The 14,381-nt window shown below is 70.1% G+C and carries 14 protein-coding genes and 1 riboswitch; of the genes, 5 read left to right on the plus strand and 9 right to left on the minus strand.

Annotation, left to right across the window (positions count from 1 at the left end; all coding sequences use genetic code 11):
* Position 1: 1 nt before the first annotated feature.
* The 4 genes from IU450_RS30765 to IU450_RS30780 all read right to left on the minus strand — a co-directional run bounded on the left by IU450_RS30765 (position 2) and on the right by IU450_RS30780 (position 4,415).
* Positions 2–1,621, minus strand: a complete 1,620-nt coding sequence (locus tag IU450_RS30765; RefSeq protein WP_195153227.1) for an ABC transporter substrate-binding protein — start codon at positions 1,619–1,621, stop codon at positions 2–4.
* A gap of 117 nt (positions 1,622–1,738) precedes the next feature.
* Positions 1,739–2,698 carry an ABC transporter substrate-binding protein gene (locus IU450_RS30770; protein ID WP_195153228.1) on the minus strand — a complete coding sequence of 320 codons (960 nt, stop codon included), beginning with the start codon at positions 2,696–2,698 and terminating at the stop codon, positions 1,739–1,741.
* Positions 2,699–2,712: 14 nt separating this feature from the next.
* Entirely contained in the window at positions 2,713–3,480 is a 768-nt protein-coding gene (locus IU450_RS30775; RefSeq protein WP_195153229.1) for an amino acid ABC transporter ATP-binding protein, read from the minus strand.
* Positions 3,477–4,415, minus strand: a complete 939-nt coding sequence (locus IU450_RS30780) for an amino acid ABC transporter permease (protein WP_324197892.1) — start codon at positions 4,413–4,415, stop codon at positions 3,477–3,479. Before IU450_RS30780 ends, IU450_RS30775 begins: the two co-directional genes overlap by 4 nt.
* 109 nt (positions 4,416–4,524) lie before the next feature.
* Positions 4,525–4,618, minus strand: a riboswitch (SAM riboswitch).
* A 394-nt stretch (positions 4,619–5,012) separates the two neighbouring features.
* On the opposite strand from IU450_RS30780, the gene IU450_RS30785 reads away from it, so the two are divergent.
* Positions 5,013–5,711 carry a hypothetical protein gene (locus IU450_RS30785; RefSeq protein WP_195153268.1) on the plus strand — a complete coding sequence of 233 codons (699 nt, stop codon included), beginning with the start codon at positions 5,013–5,015 and terminating at the stop codon, positions 5,709–5,711.
* A gap of 27 nt (positions 5,712–5,738) precedes the next feature.
* Here the strand turns inward: IU450_RS30785 and IU450_RS30790 are convergent, their stop codons facing one another.
* The 5 genes from IU450_RS30790 to IU450_RS30810 form a co-directional block, all read right to left on the minus strand.
* Complete coding sequence (locus IU450_RS30790) at positions 5,739–6,905, minus strand: glycosyltransferase (protein WP_195153230.1); 1,167 nt, start codon at positions 6,903–6,905, stop codon at positions 5,739–5,741.
* 35 nt (positions 6,906–6,940) lie between these two features.
* Complete coding sequence (locus tag IU450_RS30795) at positions 6,941–7,723, minus strand: LppM family (lipo)protein (protein ID WP_416382918.1); 783 nt, start codon at positions 7,721–7,723, stop codon at positions 6,941–6,943.
* Positions 7,724–7,803: 80 nt separating this feature from the next.
* Positions 7,804–8,586 (minus strand): carotenoid biosynthesis protein, encoded by a 783-nt coding sequence (locus IU450_RS30800; RefSeq protein ID WP_195153270.1) that lies wholly within the window; start codon positions 8,584–8,586, stop codon positions 7,804–7,806.
* An 86-nt stretch (positions 8,587–8,672) separates the two neighbouring features.
* Positions 8,673–10,235, minus strand: a complete 1,563-nt coding sequence (locus IU450_RS30805) for a phytoene desaturase family protein (RefSeq protein ID WP_195153231.1) — start codon at positions 10,233–10,235, stop codon at positions 8,673–8,675.
* A 7-nt stretch (positions 10,236–10,242) separates the two neighbouring features.
* A complete protein-coding gene (locus IU450_RS30810; protein ID WP_181723457.1) occupies positions 10,243–10,854 on the minus strand; it encodes a GNAT family N-acetyltransferase in 612 nt (203 codons plus the stop codon).
* A 176-nt stretch (positions 10,855–11,030) separates the two neighbouring features.
* On the opposite strand from IU450_RS30810, the gene IU450_RS30815 reads away from it, so the two are divergent.
* The 4 genes from IU450_RS30815 (at position 11,031) to rsmH (ending at position 14,346) form a co-directional block, all read left to right on the plus strand.
* The gene (locus IU450_RS30815; protein ID WP_195153232.1) at positions 11,031–11,471 is read left to right on the plus strand and encodes an SAV_6107 family HEPN domain-containing protein; all 441 of its coding nucleotides are present in this window, start codon (positions 11,031–11,033) and stop codon (positions 11,469–11,471) included.
* A 466-nt stretch (positions 11,472–11,937) separates the two neighbouring features.
* On the plus strand, positions 11,938–12,351 hold the full coding sequence (locus tag IU450_RS30820; RefSeq protein WP_195153233.1) for a DUF3040 domain-containing protein: 414 nt from the start codon (positions 11,938–11,940) through the stop codon (positions 12,349–12,351).
* Positions 12,352–12,755: 404 nt separating this feature from the next.
* The gene (gene mraZ, locus IU450_RS30825) at positions 12,756–13,187 is read left to right on the plus strand and encodes a division/cell wall cluster transcriptional repressor MraZ (RefSeq protein WP_039797118.1); all 432 of its coding nucleotides are present in this window, start codon (positions 12,756–12,758) and stop codon (positions 13,185–13,187) included.
* A 184-nt stretch (positions 13,188–13,371) separates the two neighbouring features.
* Positions 13,372–14,346 (plus strand): 16S rRNA (cytosine(1402)-N(4))-methyltransferase RsmH, encoded by a 975-nt coding sequence (rsmH, locus tag IU450_RS30830; RefSeq protein WP_195153234.1) that lies wholly within the window; start codon positions 13,372–13,374, stop codon positions 14,344–14,346.
* The last annotated feature ends 35 nt before the right edge of the window (positions 14,347–14,381 follow it).

Here is a 14,381-nt window from a genome sequence, read left to right on the forward strand (position 1 = left end):
ACTATCGTCCGCTCAGCCAGGTGTCGAAGAACTGCAATCGCGCGGAGGCTTCGAACTTCAGATCCTGCGTGTTGCCGCCCGCTCCGATCGCCTGGGACAGCTCCACGGTCGGGATCAACAGCCCCGCGTCGAGCACCTGCTGCTGCGCGGTGCGGATGAGCCCGTTGCGCGTCGCGGTGTCCACGGTGCTCACCTGCCCGTTCAGCGCGTCGTCCAACGCGGGGATGGGTCCGCGCACGTTGAGATTGCGCCCTTCGAGACCGAAGGAGGTGCGCAGGATGTCGCCGTCGGCGCGGGTGGTGTTGCCGTAGAAGGTGTCGAAGTCCTTGCTGTTCTGCCGCGCCGTGGTCTCGGCCACCGACACCAGATCCAGCTTCAGCTCGACGCCGACCTGCCGCAGCTGTTGCTGCACCAGCTCGAGGATCGCCTGGTTGCCCGCGAACACCTGGCTGAAGAGCACCGAGAACGACAATCGCTCACCGTTCTTCGTGCGCACGCCGTCCGCGCCGGGCACCCACCCGGCCTGGTCGAGGATGGTGCGCGCTTTCGCCGGATCGTAGGCCAGGCGTGCCGAGAGGTCGGTGTAGCCGGGTGTGCTGCCTGCCAGGGCGCTCGTGGCGGGCTTGAACTGCGGGCCGAGCACGGTGTCCACCAATTGCCTGCGATCGATCGCGGGCAGCAGTGCCTGGCGCACAGCCGGGTCGCGCAGCGGTCCGCGGGTGACGTTGGGCTGCAGGCCGAACGGCACACCCGGGTTGGCCGTGCTGAGCACCCGCCCGCCCGCCGCCTCGATCTGCGGGGCGTCCTGCGGCAGTGCGTCGCTGATCGCGTCCAGCTGCCCGGACGCGAGACTGCCGGTGCGTACGCCGGATTCGGGCACCACGGTGAACTCGATCTTGTCCAGGTAGGCCTCGCCGCGGTGCGCGAACACCGCCGACCCCCACTGGTAGCCGGTGCGCTTGGCCAGCGTCACCGCCGCGTCCTGGCGATAGGCCGCATAGGTGAACGGCCCGCTGCCGACGTTGTCGCCGAGGCAGCGCTGCTCGGCGGGCTTGGCCGTGGTCACGTCGGCCAGGATGCCGAGCTGCGCGGTCGAGGACGCTTGCAGGAACTGCGCGTTGGGCTTGCTGAACTCCACCCGTACGGTGAGCCGGTCGACGGCCGTGGTGCCGACGTAATTGGTGAGATAACTGCTGCCGAGCGGCGCCTTGCCCGAGCCGAGCCGCACGATCGAATCGAAGGTGTTGCGCACCGAGTCCGCGGTGAGCGGCGTGCCGTCGCTGAAGGTGACGCCGTCGGTCAGGCGGAAGGTGAAGACCTTCGCGTCGGGGGTCGCCTCCCAGCTCTGCGCCAGCCACGGCTTCAACTCGCCGGTGGCCGGATCCTGGTCGGTCAGCGAATCCACGATCTGCCGCGCCACGTACACCGTCTGGTTGGTGCCTGCCTGGGCGGGGTCCGAGCAGGTCGGCGCCTGGGACAGGCCGTAGCGCAGGGTGCCGCCCGGCCGGGGCGGGCCCGCGTCGCCGCCGGGCGCGGCCGAATCGCTGCCGCAAGCGGCCACGGTGGTGACCGCGGCGAGCGCGCCGGCCAGCGCGAGGATTCGGTGACGGGTTCGGATCACGAGACAACTCCAGATACTTCGGTGCGGGCGAGCTGTTCGCCCTGACGGGGATCGGCGTCGGCGACACCGGTCGCCAACGGTCTGCTGGGCATGCGGCGGCGCTGCCGGGTCATCGGCTCACCGCTTCTTCGGCAGGCCGGGCGGGTTGATCCGCGATTCGGTGACCGTCTCGCTCCGCAGACCCCAGCGGTCGATCACCTGCTGGTAAGCGCCGTGCTCGATGGCGTGGGCCAGCGCGTGCTGCACGGCGGTGATCAGCCCGTTGTCCTTCTTGGTGAGCACCGCGATCTCGCCTTGCAGCGCCTCCCCCGCACCGGAGAAGGTGCCCACGATCCTGGTCTGCTTCGCGGTGGCCGCGTGGTAGATCGCCGTCGGGTTGGGGCCGAGGTAACCGTCCAACCGCTGCGAGGCCAGCGCCAGGTAGTAGTCGGTGACCTGCTGGAAGTAGGCGATGTCGATCGGGGGCAGCCCTTCGGCCCGGTTCTGCTCGTTCCACTTGACCAGCAGCTGCTCCTGGTTGGTGCCGCTGCCGACGCCGATCCGCTTGCCCGCCAGGCTCGTACGGCCGGTGTACTCGAGCTTGCTCTGGATCGGCACCTCCAGCGCGACGTTGTCCTTGCGGTAGGTCGCGAAGTCGTACTTCTCCTTGCGCTCCTCGGTGACGGTGACGTTGGAGATGAACGCGTCCACCTCACCTGAATCCACCCGCACGAAGTTCTGCGACCAATCCGCCACCTGCGCATCGAGTTTCAGGCCGAGGATGTCGGCGATCAGCGAGGCGAAGTCGACCTCGGAGCCGACCACCGTCTTGTCGTCGGTGGCGTAGAACCGCAGCGGCGGCGCGGCGCCGGACGCGCCGGTCACGATCAGCGTGCCGCGATCGCGGATCGCCTGCGGCACCTCGGCGGCGATGGCATCGACCTTGGCGGCCCGGACGCGACCGGACTGGGTGGGGGAGAGGTCGAAGGTGATCGAACCCGCGGGTTGCGCGGCGTGGTCCGCCTCGGGTTCGGTGCAGCCGGTGGCCAGCAGCACTACCGCGGTCGCGGCAGCGGTGACCAGGGCGGAAAGCTTCATCGGATACCTGTTCGTCAACGGACTCGGGAAAGGAAGGCGCGGGTGCGCGGGTGTTCGGGGTGGTCGAGGACGACCGAGGGCGGGCCCTGCTCGACGATGCGGCCCTCGTCGAGGAACACCACGGTGTCGGCGACCTCACGGGCGAAACCGATCTCGTGGGTGACGATCACCAGGGCGGTGCCGCCGTGCGCGAGATCCCGGATCACGTCGAGCACCTCGCCGACCAGTTCCGGGTCCAGCGCGGAGGTGGGCTCGTCGAACAGGATCACGCGAGGCCGCAGCGCCAGCGCGCGGGCGATCGCCACACGCTGCTGCTGCCCACCCGACAGCCTGCGCGGATACGCGCCCGCCAGCTGTCCGATGCCGACGCGTTCCAGCAGCGCGTGCGCTTCGCGCTCCACATCGGCACGGTCGCGCCGCTGCGCGGATAGCGGGGCGAGCGTGACGTTGTCGAGCACGGTCAGGTGGGGGAACAGGTTGAACTGCTGGAACACGAAGCCGATCCGGGAGCGCTGCTTGCGCACCTCGCGGTCGGGCAGCGCGTGCAGCCGGTCACGGCGCAGCCGATAGCCGATCAGCTCGCCGTCGATGTGCACGGTGCCCGCGTCCAGCGACTCCAAGTGGTTCACCACCCGCAGCAGGGTCGATTTGCCGGAACCGGACGGACCGATCACGGTGACCACCTCGCCGGAGCGCACGGTGAGATCGATGCCGCGCAGCACCTGGTGGGCGCCATAGGATTTCCGGACGCCGCGGACCTGCACGGCGGGTGCGGCGCTCATCGGGTCGCTCCGCGCGGCGCGGCGGGACCGGCCTCGGCGACCTCGCGCAGCTTCTGCCACGCGCGTCGCAGCGGCGTCGGTGGCGGCGTGCGGTGCGCGCCCTTGGCGTAGTGGCGCTCGATGTAGTACTGCGCCACCGAGAGCACGGTGGTGAGCACGATGTACCAGACCGTCGCGACCATCAGCAGCGGCACCACCCGCCCGTTGCGCCCGTAGATCACCTGAACCTGGTAGAACAGCTCGGCGATCGCCATCACCGAGACGATCGAGGTGCCCTTGAACAGGCTGATCACCTCGTTGGTCGCGTTCGGCAGGATCGAGCGCATCGCCTGCGGCGCCACCACCGTACGGAATTGCCGCAGACGCGGAATCCCCAGAGCTGCGGCGGCTTCCAGCTGACCGGCATCCACCGAGATGAACCCGGCCCGGATGATCTCGGCCGAATACGCCGCCTGGTGCAGCGCCAACCCGATCACAGCGGCGGTGAATCCGCTGATCACCCCGTTCACCTCGAAGCTGAACAGCGCGGGCCCGAACGGGATGCCGACCGAGAGGGTCTGGTACAGGTAGGCGATGTTGAACCAGAACAGCAGCTGCACGATCAGCGGGATCGACCGGAACGCCCAGATGTAGACCCAGGAGATCACCCGCAGCACCGGGTTGTTCGACAGCCGGGCGACCGCGAGCGCGGTGCCGAGCAGAAAGCCGAGCGCTGTGCCCCAGATGGTCAGCTCCAAGGTGACCCGCAACGCCGTCAGCACCGACTTCGCCGTGATGTACTGCGCGAACGTCGGCCAGTCCCAGCCGGGGTTGGTGGCCAGCCCGTGCACGAACTGGGCGAGCAGGATCAGCGCGACGGCACTGACCACCCAGCGCCAGGGGTGCCGGGTCTTGGCCACGGTGGGCGTCGGGCCTGCGACGGCCGGAGCGGCGATGAGGACGGGTGTGCCGGTCGGATCCGGTTCGCCCGCCGCGGCCGCGCTCGGCTTCGCCGCGACCGCGGCCGCAGCCGGCCAGGACGGGTCCTCGATGATCACTTCGGTTCCTCCATCGGTCCCGGCGGAAGCACCCGCACCCGGTGACCGGGGGGTTGCTGCGACGTCGACGAGCCAGGTCTCTCGGTCGCTCTGGATGGTTGGCGCCGACCCCCCGTCAACCGGTGACAGGGTCGAGCCGAATCATGATGCCCAGCAAGTGAAGCCGGGAACAAGAGAAGTAATCACCGTGAGCGTAGATCTTGTCGCGCCCGGATTCATCGGATCTTTGTAGTAACCAGGCATGCGCTGCTCTGGCAAGGGTGGGCGAGCCCACCGCGTCATCGCCGGCGAGCGTCCAGCGCCGAATGCCGACGGCCCGATGCAGCATACGGCTCTTGCCGAGGGCGGGGGGCGCGGGTGGGGCGTACGGCTGAGTCGTTCCGGGCAAACGGGACTCGCCACGAAATTGCTGTCTGTAATCCATACTGCTGGACGCGTTTGCCGGAGTACTGTGCCCCTCGATCGTTTCGCCGATGAGGAGGTTTCGTGATCACAATGCGCTCTCTCACCCAGTTGTCCGCTGTCGTGTCCGGTTCCATCGCTCTCGTGCTCGCCGGGCCGGGCGCCGCGCTCGCGGCTCCGGATGCCCCGATTCCCGCGTTCTCCGACCAGCCGGTGCAGGTGGCCGCCCCTGGCGACCTGTTCGGCGCCTACCAAGCCGCGCTCGACGCACTGCGCGCGCTCGGAATCGCGCCGTTCGCGTACCCGACCGCGTCGGCGTTCTGCCTCGACAACACCACGGGCGGTTTGGCGCCCGCCGTGGCGGGCGCCATTCCGGGGCCATGGCCGAAGAACACCGTGCAGATTCCCGGCCAGGACCTCAGCGCCGTCAAGGCCGGGCAGGCCATGTTCACCTTCGTGCCCTACGGCCTCGGTCCGGACGGCCCGAACACCGCGGGCATGCAGGTCGCCTGGCTCAACCTGAACACCGGCCGCGGCGGCACGGCCGCCATGGGGCCGCTGTCGGAGGTCGCCCGTACGATGATCCCCGCGGCCGTTCCCGCTGACCTGCGGCCCGCGGCCGAGCAGGCGATCAGGGACTTCCTCTTCGCGGCCCTGCCGATGGGCGGAGTGCGCGCGGTCCCGGTGGACACCGGGAAGGGCACGGTGCTCGCCGCGGTGTTCGGCACGGTGCAGAACGGCGCCAAGTCCTGCTTCTTCTTGCCGACGGTCGGAATCACCCCGGTGCCATGAGGTCTCGGCCGCCGCGGCGCTGACCGCTCAGTCGAGCGCGCGACCTTTCCAGCGCGCTGTGCCGCGGCGGCGGGCCCGGTGTGAACGCGCCCACAACAGCAGATAGGCCGCCACCGACACCGGATGCGCGGAGGCGGCCAGCACATCCGAGCCCTTCAGCGGACCGCCGGTCTCGGTGGAGCGGGCCAGCAGCCGCCCGCCGACGGCGGCGAGCCAGCCGATCGTGCCCGTCCGCCGAACCGCGCCCCTGCCGAGCACCGCGGCCACGGGCGGCACCCAATAGGCAAGAGCGGCAACGAGTCCCACCGCCGCGCCGCCCGCGATCGTGCCGTCGTAGGCCGACCAGAGCCAGCGGGTGTAGCCCGCGTCCAGGTCGGCGGCGCCGCGATACATCCTGGTGCTGGCCAGTGGGCCCGCGGCCACCACAACGGTGGCGTGCCCGGCTCGCCGCAGCGTACGGGCGATGTCGAGGTCTTCGGTGACGCTCCCGGCCACCGCCGCGTGGCCACCCACCGCGCGGTACACCGCGTTGTCGAACACGAGGAACTGGCCGCACGCCACCGCCGTGGACGGCCGCAGGCTCCGGTCGGCCACCGCGACCGGCAGCGTGGAGGCCCACGACCAGCACAGCAGCGGCTGCACCACGGCCTCCGCCACCGAACCGGCCACTTGCAGCGGCCACGGGGAGACCAGCGCGGCTGTTCGTCTGCGCAGAGCCCCGACCGCCGCGGCGATCGCCGCCGGGGCCAGTCGTACGTCGGCGTCCACGAAGATCAGCACCGGCGCCGTCACCTCCTCGGCCAGCCGGACGCAGGCGGCGGCCTTCCCGGTCCAGCCGGGCTGCGGGCCGGATTCGGTGCGCAGCAGGGTGAAACGGGAATCGTCGCCGATCGCCGCGCGGGCGGCAGCGCCGGTGTCGTCGGTGGACGCGTCGTCGAGGATGCGCACCGTCAGGCGCGGTACGCCCACCTGGGCGCGTAGGTCGGCGATCAGGTCGGGTAGCCGGTCGGCCTCGTTCCGGGCCGGGACGCAGACGGTGACGGGTTCGATCACAGTCGTCGGAGTGTCCGCCAACCGCCGCAGGGTGATCCGGTTGTACAGCGCGATACCCGCGCCGAGCACGGCCAGAGCGGTAGCGCAGGTCGGCAGGATCGAGGTCGCGCGCAACGTCTTCGGCAGGTCGGCACTCACCATGTGCGCCACGCTATCCCGGCACACCGACCTACCGCTCAGCGATTCTGCGACACCGAGCGCCACCAGCGGCTCAACGAGAAGCCGACTTCCGGCGCTCCGGGCGGGGCGGGGTTGCGGTCCATGTAGGCCAGCGCGGCCACGATGGCGGCTACCGCGAGCGTGATGCCGCCCGCGATGCCCGCCCAGCCCGCGAACGAGCGGGTGTTCGGGTCCGCGTAGCTCACCTCGGCGCGCAGCGTGGACACATCGCCGGGCGGCAGCTTCCAGGAGACGACGTTGTCGCCGTCGCGGCTACCGTTGGTCTTGGCGACCCGGGCCGGGAACGCGATGGTGAACTGCACGTCGGAGCCGTGCGGCGGAACGGATTTCAGATCGACGCGCCCGGTCATGCTGACCAGGTCGCCGGTGCGCTGGAACTGCAACTGGAACATGCCCTGGGTCTGCTCGGACAGCTGGCCGAGCTGCTGCACCTCACCGAAGGACAGGTCCTCGAAGAACACCTGGCTGCCCGTGTATCCGTCCTGGGCGTACGGCTCCACCCGCACCTTCGCGGCCAGCGTCTCGGGCGCCTTCAGCTGCGGACCCTTGTCGCCGGGGTCGGCGGGCACCACGGCGGCGACGAGCCGCCCGGACACCCGGTCGTTGGACGAGACGCCCATCGACACCTGGACCCGCAGGCAGCTCGCGAGCATCGGCACCAGCATCGCCGCGAGCAGAACGGCCGCCGCGACACGCATGCCGCGGTGTCGGGCCCGCCGCCGCGGGAGGTCCGGGGCATCGGGCTTCGTGGTGACGGGACTCGGCTGCACGGGTGACATCGTGCCAGGCCGTCGGCCCGGAATGAAACGCACCAGTCGCAACGCGCGTCGGTCTGCCGCGCCGGGCGGACCGCGCCGGGTCAGCGGCGCGCGCGAGCAGCCGAGACCAGTAAGGGAACGCCCAGCACAGCCATACCGGCGAAGCCGTATCCGGCGGAGGGCGGAAGGCCGAGGAAGACCCCGTGGGCCAGCGCCGACCCCAGCCAGGTCCACAGGAACAAGGTCACCGGGACGATGCGTGCCGACGCGCGACCGTTCTCCGGCTGCGTCCGCACCGGATCCGGCGCGGCCTGCTCCCAGGCCGCCAGCAATCCGCCCATCACGAGCGCGACGCCGAACCACCCCAGGTAGTTCGTCACCGGAATCCAGTCCAGCCCGGGGAGTCCGGAGTGGGTGTCACACCAGGTCCACTGACCGTCGGCCACCATCTGCGGATCGAGGAACAGATCCCAGCCCACCGCGCCGGCCGCCGTCGCCACGATCCGTGCGCGCGTGTGCCGCGACACCATCCCGGCGATCACCCACACCGGGTAGATTCCGCCGGTCCAGGCCAGCGGCACGATCAACGGCACCGTGAGCAAGGCAGGGCCGAGCCGGTCGACGGCGTACTCGTAGCAGCCGAACGGCACTCCCGTCGCGGTGCCGATCACCTCGGCGGTGAGCCCGAGGCCGGAGACGACGACCAGGAAGCCGAGGGCGTAGCGCGGTCCTCTGGTCGCGGTGGCGTGTGCCAGCGCGGCGCCCGCGGACAGCAGCACGACCGCGACCGTGATCCGGTCGCGCGCGCCGCCGGTGGTCAGCGGATATCCGATCTGCGCCACGATCGTCGCGGCGGCGAAGACGAGGGGAAGGAGAAAGCGCACCGAGCGATAGCAGGGCACCGAATACGCGGGGTGTTCGCGCGTCGGTGTGATCTGTCCAGTCACCGGTGCCCGCTCGGCCGAGTCCGTCATCGCAGCCACCGGGGTAGCCGACGCCGTCTCAGGTCGCGCAGCGCGAGTGCGGCGGCGGTGCGGCCGCTCGCGCCGGAGACCCCGCCGCCGGGGTGGGTGGACGCCCCGGTCAGGTACAGCCCCGGCGCGCCGGGCACCCGCTGCCCCGCCAGTTCCGGCAGCGGCCGCCACAGCATCATCTGGTCCAGCGACATCTCCACGTGCATGACGTTGCCGCCGACGAGCCCGAGCTCACGCTCCAGGTCCACCGGCGTCTGCACGTGCGTGCGCAACACCGTCTCCGCGAAACCGGGTGCGTACGAATCGACTTCGGCGATGATCCGGTCGCCTTCCTGCTGCGCGAGGCCGGCCCAATCGGCGCCGGAGGCCAGTTGATACGGGTGCCACTGCGCCCAGAGCGACAACTGATGCTCACCCGGCGGCGCGATGGTGGGGTCGAGGGCGCTGAAACTCATCGCCAGCACCACCGGCCGCGGCGGCAGGTCCCCTGCCAGCGCCGCGCCGTGCGCGCGGCGCAACTGCGCGCGGTCGGACACCAGGAATTGCAGGCCGCGAGCGGAGTGATCGATCGGGCTGCCGGGATAGCCGGGCAGCGCCGACGTGGCGGCCCGCACCACCATCCCGATCCCGGGACCGACGCGGATGCGCCGCCGCCAGTCGTCGAGCGTCGCGCCGTCGAATCCGCCGTCGCGGAGCAGGTCCAGCGTGGTCAGCACATGGCTGCCCGCGATCACGGTGTCGGCGCACAGCTCTCGGCCCGACGCGGTGCGCACCCGCCAGCGCTCGCCGTCGCGGCGCAGGGCCACCACCGCGTCGCCCGCGGTCACCACCCCGCCGTCCGAGCGCAGCCGCGCCACCAGCGCCGTGGTCAGCGCTCCGCTGCCGCCGACCGCCCGGCCCGGCGGCAGGGTGTGCATGAGCGCGGCGAAGCCCACCATCGGCGCCGTGCCCGGCTCCGACATCGGCGGCCCGGACTGCGCACCGAACCACGCCAGCGACGCCTTCAGGCGCTCGTCCTCGAAGGAGGCGTCCAGCAGCGCGTCCCCGGATTGCAGGAATTCCCGCGAGAGGGCGCTGCCGCCGTCTTTCGCGTCCAGTCCCCAGAACGACCGCACGAGCCTGCCCGGCGTCGGTCCGCCACCGAAGGCTCGCATCACACGGGCGCTGCGCGGACCCCACACCTGGACGAACCGGCGATAGGCCGCCGCGTCCCGGCGGCCGCAGGCGGCCGCGATCGACGCGCAGGTCGCTTCCAGGTCACGGTGGAACACGAGGGCGGGGCGGCCCGCGTGCGCGGGCGTGAAACCCCATGGGTCGCAGTCGATGTATCGCAGCCCGAAGCGATCGAGCTCGAGTTCCTCGACGATGCCGGTGTGGCGGATCATGATGTGCGCCGACGAGCCGCGATCGACCCGATGGCCGGGGAACCGCTCGACGGTCGACACCGCGCCGCCGAGGACCTCGTCGCGTTCGAGCACCTCGACCTCGTGGCCGGCGCGGGCGATATAACACGCGGCGACCAAGGCGTTGTGGCCCGAGCCGACGACGACCACCGTCACGTGACCCTCACAGCGGTAGCCGCCTGCCGAGGATCGCGAACGGACGGTTGTCGCCCGCGAACACGAAATTCCGGACCACGTCGGTGAATCCCTGCCTGCGGTACAACCGCCAGGCGCGGTTGTCCTCACCGGCGACCTCGGGCGTCGACAGCAGCACGGCGCGCTCGGTGCGGTCGCGCAGCAGTCGTTCCAGCAGCGTGGCGCCGATACCCCGACCCTGCGCGGTCGGATGCACGTGCAGCTCGGTGAGCTCGAAGTAGTCCGAGAGCAGTTCGCGCGTGGAGTGTTCCGGCCAGCCCGAGCGTCGCATTCCGCTGTGCACCTGCTGGTGCCACCACTGGTGCGCGGCGCCACGGTAGCCGTAGGCGATGGCCACGATCGGTGCGCGGCGCAGATCGATCCGGCCGGAGTCGTCGGGCAGCACCGCGGCGACCGCCTGCCAGCCGGGCCGGGTGGTGTGCTCGGTCCACATCGGTGCGCGATGGTTCTCGGTCCCGTGCGGATAGTCCATGGCGGCCACGTAGACCGCCAGCGCGTCGTGCAGCCGGGAGCGCAGAGCCGCTACCGAGAGATCGATGACGGCGGGTGCGGGAGTGTGGTTGGGCTTGACGGCGGTCATGGCTCTCGTCGGTCGCGCGGACGCGGAAGTTTGTCGGTGGGCGTCTCTATATTGAAGCTCAATTCAAACGTTCGAATACCTGTTCGGTCCGGGCGGTTGCTGGAAAGCGGTGGGGGACGCCGCCTCCAGCGCGGATACGGGCCAAGGTACGCGATGGTGGAGGGACGGCGATGTCGATGTCTGGTCGAGTGGAACATCCGGGCCGGCCCGGCCGGGCCGGCAAGCTGCTGGAGCGCGCGGACGGGTTGCTCATGCAGGCGGCGGGCGAACGAGATCCGCGCGAGCGGTTCCGCACCGCCTATCTGGCAGCCCTGCGCGGCGCGGGCGCGGTGATCGCGCTCACGGGCGCCGACGCCGCACCCCGCGCGCGTTCGCGCAACGCGTGGGTGCTGATGCAGCGCGCCGCGCCCGAGTTCGTGATGTGGGCGGACTACTTCAGCGCGCGCTCGGAGATCCGGGCCGCGCTGGAGGCCGGGCTGGACCGAAAGGTCGACGAACACGAGGCCGACGAGTTCTCTTCGCGGGTGGCGGCATTCCTCCACGACGTGGAAGACCTCCTCGCGGCGTCGGCTCGGCTGCGCCCGGCCCCGGGAGTCACCGGCGGTATGACCGCTTAGCTCATCGGCGATCAGGCGTACCTCCGCCTTCGCTGCGGCCATGCGCGGTTGAGGACGGACTATGTCCGGCTGCGTCTATCTGCGTACCTCCGCCTTCGCTGCGGCCGTGCGCGGTTGAGGACGGACTATGTCCGGCTGCGTCTATCTGCGTACCTCCGCCTTCGCTGCGGCCGTGCGCGGTTGAGGACGGACTATGTCCGGCTGCGTCTATCTGCGTACCTCCGCCTTCGCTGCGGCCGTGCGCGGTTGAGGACGGACTATGTCCGGCTGCGTCTATCGGCGTCTATCGGCGGACCTCCGGTTTCGCTCCGGCCCTGCGCGGTCTGAAGACGGACTACGCCGACTGGGCCCATAAGGTGGTCTGGCCCTGATCGAACTCGTATCATTGGTGTCAGATGGCCGCCAAGGTCGGCTATCTGTCGCCTACCCGGAGGCGACAGCCACGCCTAGTGCCGGGGGAGGTACCGTGCCACTCTCCGAGCACGAGCAGCGCATGCTCGAACAGATCGAGAGCGCTCTCTATGCTGAGGATCCCAAGTTCGCCTCGTCCGTCCGCGGCGGACGGCTTCGTTCGACCTCGAGTCGTCGCAGACTCCAGGCCGCGGCGTTGTTCGTCCTCGGCCTCTTTCTCCTAGTCGCAGGCATCGCAGCGCCCGTGAAGCCAGGCGGCTTCCCGATCATCAGCCTGATCGGGTTCATCGTGATGTTCGGTGCGGGTGTGCTCCTGCTGCTCGGCACCGCCAAGAGTGCCGCCAAGAACGACCGCTCGGGTGGCGAAGCCTCCTCCGGCGGCGCGGGCGCCCGTGGGCGGCAGCGGAAATCCGGCGGTTTCTCCGAGCGTATGGAGGATCGCTTCCGGCGGCGTTTCGAGCAAGAGTAGCTCGCCCGTAGCCTGACAACTTCAGCATTACCGGCGACGCCGCACCGCAGAGGTGCGGCGTCGCCGGTTCGTGTGCGCGGCCGATCGTGTCGCGGATGATCTTCGGGCGGGCGCTTTCCCCCTTCCCCACACCTCCCCACAAACTTCCCCCACCACGCCCCCGCGCACCGGGCGCCAGGGGGTTTGCTGGGTGTTTTCGGGCGTTTGTCCGTGGGGTCTGCGCGTGTCGGCAGAACTCGTGAAAGTTCTCCACGGCAGTGATAGCTGGGATGACCTGCGGAATCGTCTGAGTCGGGAGCCAGATCACCGCTTGTTTCGATTGAAAGTGGGGGAAAGTGGGGTAATGTGGAGCGCGCAGTACTGAAGGGCCGACCATCGAGGTGATCGAATAGGGAGGTATCGAGTTGTTTCTCGGTACCTATACACCTCGCTTGGATGACAAGGGGCGACTCACGTTGCCTGCGAAGTTTCGAGACGATCTGGCGGGAGGGTTGATGGTCACGAAGGGGCAGGACCACAGCCTTGCCGTGTACCCGAAGGAAGAGTTCACCGCGCTCGCTCGGCGTGCCGCGGCCGCGTCTCGAAGCAACCCGCAGGCACGCGCGTTCGTCCGGGCCCTCGCGGCCGGAACGGACGAGCAGCGTCCGGACGCGCAGGGCCGGATCGTGTTGTCCGCCGACCATCGTCGCTACGCCAACCTGCAAAGGGATTGCGTGGTGATCGGTTCGGTCGACTTCCTGGAGATTTGGGACAAGCAGGCGTGGGAGTCCTACCTCGCCGAGCACGAGGAGGACTTTTCGCAAGCCAGAGACGAGTCGCTGGGCGGAATCTTCTAGCCGCGGGCGAACGAGTGCCACGCGGTCTCTGCCCGGACGCGGACCCTGACGTACTTCCCCGACGCCAGGTGCCGAGGTTCGGTCAGAGACCACGGGGCATTCGTATCCGTATCGAAAGCACTGTGTAACAAGGCGACCCGTGTGCGGTGCGCGACGACGCGAGGCAGGACTCCGGGAGGTCGAGGTGAACCGTGAACAGCGCGGTCCCCGCCATGTTCCGGTTCTGCTCGAGCGAGCCGACGCGTTGCTGGGTCCGGCTCTGGCCGAGCCTGGTGCGGTCTACGTCGACGCGACCCTGGGCTTGGGCGGCCACGCCGAACATTTCCTGAGCACGTACCCCGGCATCCATCTGGTCGGGCTCGACCGCGACACCACCGCGTTGAAGCTGGCCGGCGAGCGGCTCGAGCCGTACGCGGACCGAGTCACGTTGGTGCACACCCGCTATGACGGCATCGCCGACGCGCTGAGCGAGGCAGGGCTGCAGCCCACCGGTTCGGTCTCGGCGATCCTGATGGACCTGGGCGTCTCCTCGATGCAGCTGGACGAGGCCGATCGCGGCTTCGCCTATTCCGTCGACGCCCCGCTGGACATGCGAATGGACCCGACCCGCGGGCTCACCGCCGCCGACGTGCTCAACACCTACAGCCATGGTGACCTGGCCCGGGTGCTGAAAACCTACGGCGAGGAACGTTTCGCGAGCCGGATCGCCGCCGAGGTCATCCGCCGGCGCAAGGTCAAACCGTTCAGCACGAGCGCCGAACTGGTGGAGCTGCTGTACGCGACGATCCCCGCGGCCACGCGCCGTACCGGCGGGCACCCGGCCAAGCGCACCTTCCAAGCCCTGCGAGTGGAGGTCAACGGGGAACTCGACTCCTTGCGCGCCGCGCTGCCCGCCGCGCTCGCCGCGCTGCGTGTCGGCGGCCGCATCGTCGTCATGTCCTACCAATCGCTGGAAGACAAGGTGGTCAAGCACGAGCTCGTCACGCACACCGCGTCCAGGACGCCGGTGGGCCTGCCGGTGGAGTTGCCCGGGATGGGACCGGAGTTCCGGATGCTGACCCGCGGCGCGGAGAAGGCGACCGAGCAGGAGATCGAGGACAACCCGCGGGCGGCCCCTGTGCGCATGCGCGCCGCCGAGCGGATCCAGGAGGCCGGGTGAGGAAGCTGTGCGCGGCGCCTCATCGCGCCGGCTGC

Source organism: Nocardia abscessus, assembly GCF_015477775.1.
In the GTDB taxonomy this organism is placed as follows: domain Bacteria; phylum Actinomycetota; class Actinomycetes; order Mycobacteriales; family Mycobacteriaceae; genus Nocardia; species Nocardia abscessus_A.